We start from the raw sequence: 12,206 nt of genomic DNA on the forward strand, positions 1-12,206 counted from the left end.
CCTTCCGGCAATAGCAGGCGCGCCAATCTGGGGCGGCGACACCCAGGAGAGCCTCCCTCAGACGGGGTTTTCCGGGACTTCCACAGAACCTTCGCCCTCCGGATTGAGACACTGCAGGCTCCACCTGGATTTCTGGGCACAACCCTGACCCTCGCGGTTTCCGAGAAGTTGAGGCATCGCCCCTGATTTTTCCTTCCGTAGTTGTGTTATTGTGAACGTTGACAATTTAACCTCATCATTGTAGAGAATACGGAAACTGATTGTGGACAAGATTAAACTAGCGATCGTGGGCATTGGTAACTGTGCGAGTTCGTTAATCCAGGGCATTTACTTTTATAAAGATAAAACCCCCGAAGAGGCGATCGGCTTAATGCACTGGGAAATTGGCGGTTACAAACCCAGCGATATCGAAGTGGTGGCCGCCTTTGATATCGACAAAAGAAAAGTCGGCTTAGATGTGTCTGAAGCCATGTTTGCTCCCCCCAACTGCACGACCCAATTCTGCGAGTCTATCCCAGAAATGGGCGTTAAAGTCAGCATGGGCAAAATTCTCGATGGCTTCTCCGAGCATCTGGTTAATTATGCAGATAAATATACTTTTATTCCCAGCAGTACCCCAGAACCCACCCGAGAAGAGGTCATTCAAACTTTAATCGACTCTGGCGCGGAAGTGTTGGTAAACTATCTCCCGGTGGGGTCGGAAGAAGCTGCTGCCTTCTATGCCGAATGCTGCTTAGAAGCTGGTGTGGCATTTGTAAATTGCATTCCGGTGTTTATCGCCAGCAATTCCTTGTGGGCAGATAAATTTGCAGCCAGAAACTTGCCGATTATCGGCGACGATATAAAATCCCAACTTGGCGCAACTATCGTTCACCGAATGCTCTCGGATTTATGCAAGAAAAGAGGCGTCAAGCTGGAGAAAACCTATCAGCTTAATACCGCCGGAAATACCGACTTTCTGAATATGTTAAATCGCACCCGCCTCAAGTCGAAAAAGGAATCAAAAACCGAGGCAGTGCAGTCGGTGTGCGAAACCAGATTAGACGATGAAAATATCCACGTCGGCCCGAGCGATTACGTGCCGTGGCAAAAAGACAATAAAGTGTGCTTTATTCGGATTGAAGGCAAGTTGTTTGGCGATGTGCCGATGAATCTGGAATTGCGCTTGTCCGTGGAAGATTCTCCCAATTCCGCCGGGGTGGCGATCGATGGGATTCGCTGCTGCAAATTGGCACGCGATCGCGGTTTGGGCGGCGTCCTCTATTCGCCCTCTTCCTACTTTATGAAGCATCCCCCCACACAATATCCCGATGCCGATGCTTACCGCATGACCGAGGAGTTTATCAACGGATATCGAGAGTTTTAAGGGGGTCAATTGTCATTGGTCATTGGTCAATTGTCATTGGTCATTGGTCAATTGTCATTGGTCATTGGTCAAGATGCCGGGGGGAGGATATCAAAACTCGAAGCGATTGCGATCGCCGGACCACTGCTGCAAGCTGTAACCGCTGGTGCCTTCCACCACTAACACGGGCAGTTCTGCGTCGGGTAAATCGGCGATACCAGTGACGGATTGGGCGGCGGCGGTGGTGAGTTCGCTGTAAATCAGCGCTCCTTGGTCGTTGAAAATTAAGGTGCGGGTGCGGTAAGGGGTGCCGTTGTTGGTTTGGGGGAGTCGCGATCGCACCAAGGCATCCGATCGCAGGGTGAGAACCGCCTCGGACAAACCATTCCCGGTTAAATCCAACGATTGCACCAACCACCCGCCAAGCTGTTTGAGCATTTGGTCCGGGGAAGGCACCTCTGCGGGGGGTAACTGACCCCCCGCTTGCAATTCCTGCCATAAGGCGGGCAGCATTTTGCCGATCCAGTCGGGGTCTTGGCGCTTTAACTGAGCTAAGGTCATGGTATCGGGCGATCGCCATTTCAATGCCGAATCGGTGAGGGCGAGGGCTTTAGTCCCCTCACCCGCCACCAAGGCGGGAATCCCTTCCCCACTGGCTAATAACAGCAAATCTCCTTGTTGCAGTTGCACCGCCTTTACCGTAGCGAGTACGGTACGGGTAGCTCCATTGGGCAATCCGCTGAGAATCTGAACCTGCGGGTCATTGTGCAATCCCAACTCTTTCCAAAACTGGCTTACCCGGGTGTTAGAAGAGAACTGGATTTCATTAAATGGCTTTTGTCGCCAGCGTCGCGAGTCGTGAAATCGCGAAACCCGCAATTGATACCACACCTGTCCCGGTGAGAGTTTCAGGGACTCCCCCGATCGCGGCAAGCGCCAATCCTGGGGCTTCACTTTAGTGAGGTTCCATGCCGTACCCACGATTTGACTTTGATGCTGCTTCAGGTTTTCCCGGGCGATCGCCGAGGCTTGCTTATCGAGCAAATCGTACATCCGCTCTGTGAGTTCTGGGGTATTTTGCCCTTGTTCTTCAAACCAGGCGATCGCCTCTGCATCGTCATAACGCGCCGCCAGGAGCAACACCCCCCACAGCTTCGCCTCTGCGAGGGACGGATTCACCAACACTGCAGTTTCCACCCGGTTCCACAAATCCGGTTTCTCCTCTTTCAGCGCTTCGCGCATGTCCTCTCCTTGGGACAACTGCGCCTCGAACACCTCCAGCCCTTGTTTCCAATTGCCATCGATCAGCGCCGTCCGCACTTGCTGCGCCGGGTTTTCCCACTGTCCTTTGGCCTGCTTTTGCGCCATTTGCGCGTGAAACCGCATCAAATCTAACTGTCGCTGCGCCATCTGCGGCCAATTTTCATCGGCGTTGTCTTGCTTGACCGAAGCCATTAATTCCCACGCCGCCGACCACAAGCCGCTTTTTGCCAACAGCAAGGCGTCTTTATAGGCGCGACTCGAAAGGGCCGGGGTGAGGAGGGAAATCTCTTCTAGGGCGTAGGGATTGAGAAAAAACTGCTGTTGCGTTAGGGAGAAGATTTTCACCTGCGGTTCGAGTCCCACGGTTTGGTCGATGACTAATTCCGGGTCTCCCTCCCCGGTGACTTCTTCCCAGCGAGGAGAATGACCCCCCGGACTGGACCACTCGGCCATCACACTTATGTGTGCCGTTTCCGGATTGTAGTGCAGGACTTGCCCATAAGTGAGGTGAACTTCCCCCACCTTGCGCTTCCCGCTCAGGTTGAACCAAATTCCCTTGTCTGGTGCGTTGTCAAAGCGAGCGATTTGGGTCAGGGGTTGCGGCCCGTTCAAGCCAAAGCCGAATTCTTCTACGTTACTTAAAGGAGATATCACAAACGAGCGTTCCGGGCCGACGATCGCCAGTTGGTTAATAAGCTGATAATAGGGTTCGCGATCGCGGGGATTGTCCGGGTTGAACACCGGCTGATACACCCGCAATTGCGCGAGCTGCTGGCAAGTTTTCCCCTCGGCGGACTCTCCAGATTTACCCTGACAACGCACCTCTTCCAACACCGGAAGCAGCAGTTGCGGGTCTTGTCTGGCAGAGGTCTCGGTTTTGTCCGCCGATGAAGAATCCAGAGACAAGGGCGGGGAAGGAAGCACTCCCCCGGCGCGAATCTGAGCCTGGATTTCAGCCAGAGTTTTGGGGGTTTCTTTGTTGGCGATCGGCACTTGACTCCACGCCGGGAACCAGGATTGGAGCCAGGTGACAGATTGCGGATCGGTTAACAGCTCGAAGCTCAACCACGCGCCGCCAAACAGAACCGTGGCACTGCTGGATAAGGCGGCGATCGCCCCGAGGATTCCTTTCCATTGGGGCACTCGTCCAAGAGTCGGCGGCGTTGTCTTCCGGGAGGGCGATCGCGACCGACGTTTGGCTGTGGGTCGCCCGCCGCGCGATCGACGGGGGGGACGTTTCCCGGTAGATTGGGGGAGGGCTGCTCGCTTGCGAAGGTTGTTATTCATCCGAGCCTCTATCACTAGGGATGATATTTTTCTATCATGCCGCGAGGATCTGTGTGGGGAATCCGTTGCACCTGATGGCAAAACTGCCCCCTCGGCGATCGCCACGGCTAGGGGCGAATTTACTCGGAAAGAAGGCTCTGTAGCAGCTTTTCGTAGCGCTTCCCGGCCACTTCCCAGGTAAATTCCGATTCCACCAGCGATCGCGCGTTTTTTGCCAATTTCTCTCGCAACCCTCGTTGCTCGAATAAGCGACTGATGGCACTGACATATTCGCTGACTTGATTGGCCCGCAAGGCGCGCAAGGGCACGCCTTCGCCATCCACCCTCAACCCTTCCAAACCGCGATCGCTCGCCACCACCGGGGTTCCCGCCGCCATTGCTTCTAGGGTTTTATTCTTAATCCCATATCCGGTTCGCATCGGCACCACGCAAACCGCAGATTTGTGCAGGTACTCGACCACCGAAGGTACCTGCCCGGTGACGGTAACTCCCGGTTGTTTCCCTAATTCTAAAATCTCCGATCCGGGTCTGGCTCCCACTAACATTAAGGTGGCATCGGGATAGCGCAGGCGCACTAAGGGAAATACCTCTAAGGCAAAGAAGCGCACCGCATCGATATTGGGCAAATTATCCATCGCCCCCACAAAGGCAATCTGCTTTCCTCCCGGATCTGAGGGTCGATAGGTAAATCGGCTCAAATCTACCCCGTTGGGAATCACTTTGATTTTACTCTGAGGGGTGAATTCTTGAATCTGTTGCCGATCTTCATCGGTAGTGACGGCTATGGCAGAAAATTTAGCGCAGTAGTCCCGTTCGTACTGTCGCAGGAGGGGCAATTGCAGGCGATCTCGCCACTGTTTTTCTGAGGTTCCGGTCTCCAGTTGCTGGCGACAGGTGGCATACACGGAACTGTGAATATCCACCACGCTGTTCACCTGCGCCTGCCACTCGGGACGCACGTAAATCTCGTTGGCGCTATGCTCGCAGGTGATGACGAATTCTGAAGCCACATCGGTGGTTATCAGGGTTTGCACGTAGCGATCGACCCACTGCTGCATTTCGGGCACGTAATTGTGCAGCACCGAAGGCGGCGTCCCCTCCCGCATGAAGTTACTAAACCGCTTCACTTTCCCCCAGATGCCATCATTCTTCGGGCCGCCAGGACGCGGGAAAATCGCTAACTCCTCTACCCAGGCGCGCAAGGCTTCTACTTCTTCATCGGTAACGTCCTCAGCTCGCTGAGTGACTAAGGTGACGTGATGGCGTTGGGTCAAATATTTCATTAAATTAAATGTCCTGACCTGGGTTCCTCCTCGAGTGGGGGGATAGGGAAAGGTGGAAGAGAGCATTAAAATTTTCATACAAAAAAAAAGACTCGGATAAACTACTACTATAGTAATCACAGTGGAAGTCCGACTTTCCTTTTATATGTGGCTCGCTCCCGAGCGCTCATTTGCATGGAGAGGCAGGGCTACTTCTAACTCAAGGAGCATCCTAAATGCACTCGTTTGGTATTTACACCCTGGCTAATGATGCGGTTTACGACCAGTTGGTGGCATTGCTCAATAGTATTGAGGCTAATGTCAGTTCGGAGATTCCGGTTTGCGTTATTCCTTATGACGATCGCATTGAAAAAGTAAGGCAAGAGCTCAAGGATCGCGATAATGTTACTCTTTATGCGAACCAATCGGCGATCGAACGCTGGGAAGCTTTTGCACGAGAGGTGTGGTTTCACTATCCCAAACAAGCACGAGGCCGCATTACATCCCGTTCTTGGTTGTACCAAGGTCACTCGATTCGAAAAATGTCGGCTTTTGAGGGCGATTTTCAGAAGTTTGTGTTTTATGATGCCGATACTTTGGCCATGAAGCCCCTGGATGATGTGGTTGAAAAACTCGACCGTTATGATTTTGTTTTTGATGACTGGGAACATGCAAAGTCTCGCCCGGTGGCAACTTTAAATTTAAGCGAGATTGAGGCATCGGGCAAGTATGAAGAGGCAGAGGTGCGCGCTAAAATGCACTGCTCTAGCTTTTTCGGTTCCAAGCGGGGAATTTTTGCACCTGATGAACTGGCGGCAATAAAAAAGCGGTTGCTGGAAGAAGGAGAAGTTAGCTGGATTAATTTGTGGTGGAGCGATAACTGCTTATTTAATTATCTGACGTTGGTCTGCGATCGCCCGCTTTTTAATTATACCCTCAGTCCGAAAGGGGAAGAAATTACCGGAAACTGCGCCGACTCCGATCCGTTTGTCAATATTGACAATAAACTTTACAATCAGCAGGGACTCAAGCCCATTTATCGCATTCACTATATGAACTTTTCTGCTAAAGAGTTCGCACGCTTGAGTCAGGGGGAAGCGGTGGATATTCCGCACCGAGATGTATTTTTACACTATCGATTTCTCAAAGAACCAGACCGGAAACCTCAAGAATTGAACCCCCCCGGCATGCTGGAAAAAAGTCGCAGATGGCAAGAAAAAGCCGTGCAAAAAGTTAAAAGGACTCTGCTAGCAATCCAAAGCAGTTTTTAAGCAAAACCTTCAAGCAAGAGGACAAAAGTGATGAGGAGTCTGTTCGGAGAGAGGAAAGCTAGAGTGAGCCGCCCCCTATCGTCGCTTGATTCTTTTTCAGACCTATCTCAACCGGATTGGGGAGGGCTTGCTATTTGCATCAGGAGTGCGTTTTGAGGGGGCGATCGCATACAGCACCGGCAGGAGTAATACTCAATCCGGTTTGTGAAACTCCGTTTCTGTCAGGGCGCAGATGAGAAGCTATGTTCTTGTACCCCCACCTTTCCAGGGGAGGGGACTTTTTTAGACAAGCTCCACCGGATGCCGTATCAGCAGAAAGCTATTTTTGAACCTTTCTCAAATGATTTCCTAATATTTCTAGGTGCTTGAGGCTTAAGTTAATAACATTTGGTAAATGAGCTTGAATTTGAGCTTTAATTTGGTCTCTACATCGCCAAGCTTCATCAAAAGCCTCTATCCATTTTTCTACCGAATCTGTGGTGTTAGCAACCGGGCCAGGATTGTCAAACATTTGCAACATACCATCGACTTTAAACTGATGACGAATGCACAGAAAAGGACATTCAGCTTTGGCTGCAAAGATGGTGGGATGATAGCGATGGCTGATTGCAAATTCAGCCTGTTTGTACAAATACATTTGGGCTTCGGCATTGTAGCCAGAATCCAAAACCTCAATCCAATCCGTTTTTTGCGTAAATTCTGCTATTTTTTTCGTCAGATATTCTTCCAGAGAATCCCCATAAAAATGAGGAATAATCAGCAATTTACACCCGGTTTTATCGATTGCATGCTTCAAGAGGCCACCCATTTTGGGAATATAAGATGACGGGTCGAAAGGAACGACATTGCCATCAACGTCAAAAAACGATGTTTTGTTTAAGACAACAACAATAAATGGTTTTTCTTCAAGTTTTTTCAACACTGCGTTAAATTTATCTAATTCAGTTGGAGCGAGAAATTCTCCTAAACTTGAACTCGGATGAGCAAAAACGAGGTCAGAACCCATAGATTTGTCTATTTGGATGGGCAACTCACTCAAATGCGATAAACTGACCGGTTCTCGAACGGTCCAGAACGCTGCGTTTTTTAAAATGGCCTTGCGAATTATGTTTCTGCGCTGATTCAAAAACGGTCCGGCACTGGTTGCGAGAATTCCAAACGGAACGCGGTTACTATTACAAATGGCTAGCTGTAGTAAACACAGCCACTCAGACTGAGGTTTTAGATCGCCTAAATAGGGTCCAGCCGGGGAACTGATGACAAAATCATGTGCGAAAAACTGTTGAGCTTGTGGTTGTAACGCTGGGGGAAAAAGTAAGCCGATTAATCCGCGCATTTGCCGAATTTTTTTGGGAGTTTTCGGAAAAAGTCGATCCAGCTTTAACCATGGCTTTGTTTCTACATTAGCAAATCTTTTTAGATCGACTCTGTTATTGACATAAACGGTTGTCTGAACGTTCATATCGAGGGATTTCAGATAATGCAAGAGGGAACTCAACATGGCTTCATCACCACGGTTACTACCCCAGGCATTAACAATTCCAATATTTAATGCCTTATTTGCGCCTAAACCTTGAGGTTGGTCAATCATAATACGAACCGTCTAAAAGTGACAATTTTTCTAGAGTGAAAGCTTAAGACTTGTAAATTTCAACGAGTCGGTCATTCAGCTTGGCAATATTATAATCTTCCTGCACCCGCTTCCGCCCCGCTTCACCCATTTCGGGCCACTGTTCTGGATGCTGAATTAAAAATTCTAGTTTTTCCGCTAAGCTGTCTGCATCCCGTTCGGGAACCAAAAATCCAGACCGGCCATTTTCCACCAGTTCGGGAATGCCGCTATGGTAGGTACTCACCACGGGCAACCCCATTGCCATTGCTTCCATTAACGTTCCGGGAATGCCTTCTTTATCTCCATCCTTGCTCGTCACGCTGGGGGCAAGCAGAATATGGGACTCATTCAAAATCTCGATGATTTCTGCTTGCTGTTTCCACCCCAGCAGATCGACTTGCGATTGTAACCCCAGTTGTTCGGTTAACCGCTCGAATCTATTTCTCATCCAGCCATCGCCGACGATAGTATATCGCAAATTCGGATAAGCTTTGGCGAGTTTGGCTGCGGCGCGAATCCCGTATTCAATGCCTTTTTTTTCGGTAAATCGACCAATAGTGACTAGCCGAATTTCGCCGGTTTCACTGGGTTGACGCGGTTGAAAAGAAAAGCGATCGCAGTCAATTCCCGTCCGATGAACGATAATTTTATTTTCATCGCACCCCAGTTCGATCAGCTTATTCTTCCAATGCTCGGTAACCGGAAGAAATAAATCTCCGCGCGGGAATAACCATCGAGAAAAATCATCTTTTAGGTTGGGCAGTTCTTTGGACAGGTCAAACCCGCGAAACGAAGTCACTAATTTTCCCTGTAACAAGCCGATATCTTTGAGAAGCGCACCTTTAATGCCATGCGACCCAAACTGGCAGTGGACGATATCGTAGGGTTTTTTATCGAAAAGATGTAGTGCGGCAAAAGGCAACAGCCATGAGGAGGAGTAGTCTCCATATTTCGTCACATTCAAGGCGCGACCTAACACCACGGGATTTTTATAAAAATTCAGCAGCAGCAAACCCACTCCCTTGATCCAGCGCTTGACTAAATTGGGGGAAAGTCCGGCGCGGTAGTAAGTCCGTTCCAGCAACTTATATTTTTCTACATCCGGATGAATTTTTGCCTCATTTCTCGGATTATCGGCATAAATATCTACCTCATGGCCGCGCTCTATCAAGCCGACAATTTGATTTAAAATAAACGTTTCCGATAAAGCCGGAAAATGCGTTACGATAAAAGCAATTCTCATATTCGGTATGCCCAAAAAATCTGAATAACTTGTTGCCCTAAAAAAACGATATTAGGATTAACTTTTTCCCAACACTTTTTAGTAGATGCATTGTCAATCCTGCCATAAATTGGACGAAAAATATCGCCTTCAACCACAGAAGATGCTAATTAACGGGAGGGGCAAGCGATCGGCACTCACCGCACGGATGAAGGAGTGGTGCTTTTTCAGATCCAACTCGATTCATACGCTATTCTACCACAATCCCCTAGCAAGTCAACTGTATTCGCCGAAGGGGGAGGTAAGCTTGCACAGCGATTCGTTCGGATCGTTCTGCCATTGGAATGCCAGGAGTCGGGAAGCGAAAGCAACAAATCTTTATAATTTTTCCAGCGCTTAGATCCGCGCTATACCAGAGGGTAAAGTAAATCCACCAATGCAAGGCGGCTCTATCCCCCGCAACGGATTCCCAGATTGCTGGGGGGGGTTTGCCGTCTCAGCGCGCCATTTTTCGGGGAGAGAATCGATCGCGTCAGTCCTGTTATGATAAAAACTCGGCGACCCTCGCTCAAACTGTCCAACCCAAGCCATAAGTCTGCTAACATCAGCCCAATCAAAATCAAACCGTATTCTCAATAAGTCATTGGCTGGATATCTTTCAACTAAAAATCAAATGGATTCGTTCTCGGACAAGGAGCCTGGTTAACTGCTCCGGAGCTACCCAATCCCCGAGAAACACTCATTCAATACTTCAGTAAGCCGAGCCAATAATTGGGCAGCGCTATGATGTTATGACTGAAAATAGTCAGGTGGGCAATGCCAACTTGACTACGGCGCGCTCGGCAGTCAAAAGAATTGGCCAGCTTTCTTCCCTTTGTAACGTAATACTTTCTTGCCTGATGCCGAAAATTAGCGTTTGCATTCCCACTTATAACCGCGTCGAACTGCTGCCTTTCGCCATTGAAAGCGTGCTGCAGCAAAAAATCCGCGACGTGGAAATCATTGTTTGCGATGACGGTTCCACGGATGACACTCCGGAGCTGATGGAGAAATTATCCGATCGCCGCCTCCGCTACATTCGCCACCCGCAAAATATCGGGAAAAGCAATAACATGCGATCGGGATTTGAAGCCGCAACTGGCGAGTATTTTATCAAATTTGACGATGACGATCGCCTCACCCCGGATTTCCTCTTGCGAACCAGTGCCATTTTAGACAAAGACCCCACGATTGATTTTGTCGGCACAGACCACTGGATTATCGATAGTCAAAATCAGCGCGATCCGCGCGCCACCGAACTCAATTCTCGTCAGTGGGGACGCGCGGAATTACCTGTGGGCATTGTCACCGATCTCCTCGAAACTGTCTTTATCAAGCAAAGCTTTCAAATCGGCGCAACTTTATTTCGCCGCTCGGTATTGTCAGAAGTGGGATACATGCGTCCCAACCTGCAAAACTGCGAAGATAACGATTTATTCGTTCGCCTCGCCTTAGCGGGCAAAAAAGCCTATTATCTGCCGGAATTGCTGATGGAATATCGCGTGCATTCCGGACAGCAAGGGCTGCATCGCGCTATTCCCTATCTCCAAGACAAAATCAACTATTTAGAAAGCTATCACTTTGAATCTGAATCGTTAGAAAGCGTGCGCCGATCGCGCTTAAGTGAAACCCAATTACTGTTAGGATTGCGCCTGGTAGAAAGCGGCGAAACCCAACAAGGACGGCAACTTATTGTACAGGGAAAATCTGCCTCGCCGGCGAAAGCGTCCATCGGTTTGACCCTCTCTTGGTTGCCCCTCGGATTGAGAAAACAAGCCTTTCACGCTTTACGACAGATGAAGAAAAATTAAGCGCAAGATAGACCCTGCAAACGGGTCTCCCCCCTTGTTAACCCCTCCCTGCCACCCTGAGAAATCCCCGGCATCGTTACCCTGTGGGAACCGAGGATAATCCGGGACAGGTGCCGATCGCCCCGATAGCGATCGCCTCAATTTAAACTAGGATTGAAGGCATTGTCTCCGTTGTTGTCGTTGCCAAAAATGGGTAGGGGGATCGCATGAACGTGCAAGAATTCAAGTTTTTGCTGGAGTTGTTGGGGTTTGCGGAGTATCGCGCCCCCCTGAAACAGATTAAACCCAATCCGAAAACCAAGGCGAGGGAACGCAATGCCATTTGTCGCGCCCTCGCCGATCGCGAATTGGTCGCCTATTGCGAGGAAGTGCTCGAGTTCTCCCTCGCCCCGGCGGGTAAATCCCTGCTGCAATTGGATACCGCGAAGTTGCCAATTGCAGATGAAGAACTGGCCGTGCTGCAAGCTTGTGCCGAGGGGAGGAATCCGCCACCGGAAAATTTGAACGAAGCAAAGCGACAAGAGGTGCTGCGCGCTTTGGTGGAGAAGGGATTAATCCAGGCAGAAAAAACGCAAATCCAAGAAGTTTGGCTGACGCCGCGCGGGGTGGAATACCTGCGCGACGAGTGCAATCCCCGGGGTAGCAACCCGGTGCTAAATTTTAATATGCTGCACAATTACTTGCGCTTTTTGCGTCAGGAATTCAAGCGCGAGACGATCGCCGCAGAAGCGCCAGAAACCCCCGCCGCCGCACAACCCGCCGCCGCCCCCGCGCCCGAATCTTTACCCGAGTCCTCTTTGCAAGATGAGGATATTTTGCGGACGATTGAAGCGTTGGATCGAGAATGGGGAACAGATAACTATTTGCCAATCTTTCACCTGCGGCAAAAGTTACAACCGCCCTTGTCTCGGGAGGAACTCGATCGCGCCCTTTATCGCTTGCAACGCAGCGATCGCATCGAACTGAGTTCCCTGCAAGAAGCGATCGCCTATTCTCCCGAAGAAATTGAAGCGGGAATTCCCCAAGACATCGGCGGTCCGCTATTCTTTATTATTATAACCCACCCCGCAAAATTGAGCCGATAAACTCGATAC

8 protein-coding genes are annotated in these 12,206 nt (G+C 49.9%); 4 read left to right on the forward strand and 4 right to left on the reverse strand.

The genetic code is table 11. The features are described 5' to 3' along the window. The first annotated feature begins 262 nt into the window (after nucleotides 1–262). Nucleotides 263–1,366, forward strand: a complete 1,104-nt coding sequence (locus AC0QH1_RS10660; protein ID WP_324631069.1) for an inositol-3-phosphate synthase — start codon at nucleotides 263–265, stop codon at nucleotides 1,364–1,366. Between the two features lie 90 nt (nucleotides 1,367–1,456). Here AC0QH1_RS10660 and AC0QH1_RS10665 read toward each other — a convergent pair whose 3' ends face one another. Together AC0QH1_RS10665 and AC0QH1_RS10670 are read right to left on the reverse strand one after the other, a co-directional pair. Continuing rightward, a complete protein-coding gene (locus tag AC0QH1_RS10665) occupies nucleotides 1,457–3,895 on the reverse strand; it encodes a hypothetical protein (RefSeq protein ID WP_324631070.1) in 2,439 nt (812 codons plus the stop codon). Between the two features lie 119 nt (nucleotides 3,896–4,014). Continuing rightward, on the reverse strand, nucleotides 4,015–5,256 hold the full coding sequence (locus AC0QH1_RS10670; RefSeq protein WP_324631071.1) for a glycosyltransferase family 4 protein: 1,242 nt from the start codon (nucleotides 5,254–5,256) through the stop codon (nucleotides 4,015–4,017). 137 nt (nucleotides 5,257–5,393) lie between these two features. On the opposite strand from AC0QH1_RS10670, the gene AC0QH1_RS10675 reads away from it, so the two are divergent. Next, nucleotides 5,394–6,428, forward strand: a complete 1,035-nt coding sequence (locus tag AC0QH1_RS10675; protein WP_324631072.1) for an Npun_R2821/Npun_R2822 family protein — start codon at nucleotides 5,394–5,396, stop codon at nucleotides 6,426–6,428. Nucleotides 6,429–6,747: 319 nt separating this feature from the next. On the opposite strand, the gene AC0QH1_RS10680 is transcribed toward AC0QH1_RS10675, so the two are convergent. Further along, a complete protein-coding gene (locus tag AC0QH1_RS10680) occupies nucleotides 6,748–8,019 on the reverse strand; it encodes a polysaccharide pyruvyl transferase family protein (RefSeq protein ID WP_324631073.1) in 1,272 nt (423 codons plus the stop codon). Nucleotides 8,020–8,062: 43 nt separating this feature from the next. Continuing rightward, nucleotides 8,063–9,283: a glycosyltransferase gene (locus AC0QH1_RS10685; RefSeq protein ID WP_324631074.1), complete on the reverse strand. Its 1,221-nt coding sequence runs from the start codon at nucleotides 9,281–9,283 to the stop codon at nucleotides 8,063–8,065. 878 nt (nucleotides 9,284–10,161) lie between these two features. Here AC0QH1_RS10685 and AC0QH1_RS10690 point away from each other — a divergent pair. Then, nucleotides 10,162–11,112, forward strand: coding sequence for a glycosyltransferase family 2 protein (locus AC0QH1_RS10690; RefSeq protein ID WP_324631125.1), 951 nt, complete (start codon nucleotides 10,162–10,164; stop codon nucleotides 11,110–11,112). A 206-nt stretch (nucleotides 11,113–11,318) separates the two neighbouring features. After that, nucleotides 11,319–12,197 (forward strand): hypothetical protein, encoded by an 879-nt coding sequence (locus tag AC0QH1_RS10695; protein WP_324631075.1) that lies wholly within the window; start codon nucleotides 11,319–11,321, stop codon nucleotides 12,195–12,197. The last annotated feature ends 9 nt before the right edge of the window (nucleotides 12,198–12,206 follow it).

This window comes from Phormidium sp. CCY1219 (genome assembly GCF_055795085.1).

Coding starts and splice junctions, on each gene's coding strand:
- AC0QH1_RS10665 (WP_324631070.1), bottom strand. CDS start 3,895: ATGAATAACAACCTTCGCAAGCGAGCAGCCCTCCCCCAATCTACCGGG.
- AC0QH1_RS10670 (WP_324631071.1), bottom strand. CDS start 5,256: ATGAAAATTTTAATGCTCTCTTCCACCTTTCCCTATCCCCCCACTCGA.
- AC0QH1_RS10675 (WP_324631072.1), top strand. CDS start 5,394: ATGCACTCGTTTGGTATTTACACCCTGGCTAATGATGCGGTTTACGAC.
- AC0QH1_RS10680 (WP_324631073.1), bottom strand. CDS start 8,019: ATGATTGACCAACCTCAAGGTTTAGGCGCAAATAAGGCATTAAATATT.
- AC0QH1_RS10685 (WP_324631074.1), bottom strand. CDS start 9,283: ATGAGAATTGCTTTTATCGTAACGCATTTTCCGGCTTTATCGGAAACG.
- AC0QH1_RS10690 (WP_324631125.1), top strand. CDS start 10,162: ATGCCGAAAATTAGCGTTTGCATTCCCACTTATAACCGCGTCGAACTG.
- AC0QH1_RS10695 (WP_324631075.1), top strand. CDS start 11,319: ATGAACGTGCAAGAATTCAAGTTTTTGCTGGAGTTGTTGGGGTTTGCG.